The 1,166-nt window shown below is 65.7% G+C and carries 1 pseudogene; it reads right to left on the bottom strand.

The window, feature by feature from the left end:
- Positions 1 to 575: 575 nt before the first annotated feature.
- Positions 576 to 1,166: pseudogene (locus IH13_RS43605) on the bottom strand (restriction endonuclease); the annotation flags it as partial.

Genomic DNA, 1,166 nt, shown 5'->3' with positions numbered 1-1,166 from the left:
CTCCAGCCGCTCGACCCGCTGCGCGAGTGGCGTGCCGGCGTTCAACGGCGGAAGCTGCCGTCGCCTGCGGTTGCCGAACCACTGTGCGAGGGCAGCGGTGTCACACACGGCCGGCATCTCCACACCCTTCGCTTCCTCTTCCGTCATCAGCCGCCCAAGAGCGGCCTCGACCTCCGCATAAAGGGTGTGCTCCAGTGCGGCCGCAGCTGAGTTAGGGCGTCGGCCACGAGTCGGGGTATCGCCTGCGGGAGCGGGGCGATTCCCCGGACCACCACGTCCACACGGTCAGCCCTGCTCACGACGTCGAACGTAATCGTCCCGTGCTCGGTGTAATCGGGCGTCAGCCGCAGCAACCGCCCGATCGTGTGATCGACATGGGCCAACGTCTCCACCACATGGAGTTGGTGGTCGAGAAGCCAGGAACAGTCCGTACAGTCTGCGGGGCCCCGGCGCCAGCGTCGCGCAAGCTCATGCAGCGAGCCTAGCGACATGAGAGCAGATCCTCGTGATCTCTGCGGGCGATTATCCCGCCCGCGGGGGAAACGGGCGCGGGGCCGGGTAGGCAGGTCCGGCAGTCACAGTAGGCCGACCCTGGTCAGAGCTGATGCTGTGCCTGCGGGCTGGGGATGAACGTGTCCGTGTTCGAGGCTCTTGAGGAGCACCCTGTCTTTGGGGACGAGATCGGCGTGGAAGGTCGACCAGGTGCGGCACACGCGGCAGACCAGACCGGTCAAGAACGGGCGCAGCAGGTGCAGATCATGCATGGAGTCCCAGAGATACAGGCTGCCGACCTCCAGGTCGTTCCTGGGCAGGACGGCCGTCTTGGTCGGCACGACCGGATGATCTCCCATCAGTTCGCGGTAGTGCACCTGAGCTGTTTGAGCAAGGCTGTCCCACTGGACCGCGGTGACATGCACGAGAGGCGAGTCAGCAAGGAATCGGGACCGTTCGATGAGCAAGTTCAGATCGGCGGACGCTTCCGCCACCGCGAGCGGGAGATCGATGGGATCAAGCCGGCGAAGATGAGCGTCGTCGTTGCGGCGTTCACTCAGCCGTTGGCGTGCTTCAGCAGCGTCCTCGCCCGCAAGCAGGGATCGGATGCCGTGGATGGGGTGCTGATGCGGCAGCGCGCGCATTTTGCGGCTGCCGGCTGCCTCCTCCAGAAC

This window comes from Streptomyces sp. NRRL WC-3549 (genome assembly GCF_000721935.1).
Taxonomy (GTDB): domain Bacteria; phylum Actinomycetota; class Actinomycetes; order Streptomycetales; family Streptomycetaceae; genus Streptomyces.
Note: the sequence above shows the minus strand (reverse complement) of the source record. Positions and strands in the feature narration are given on the sequence as shown.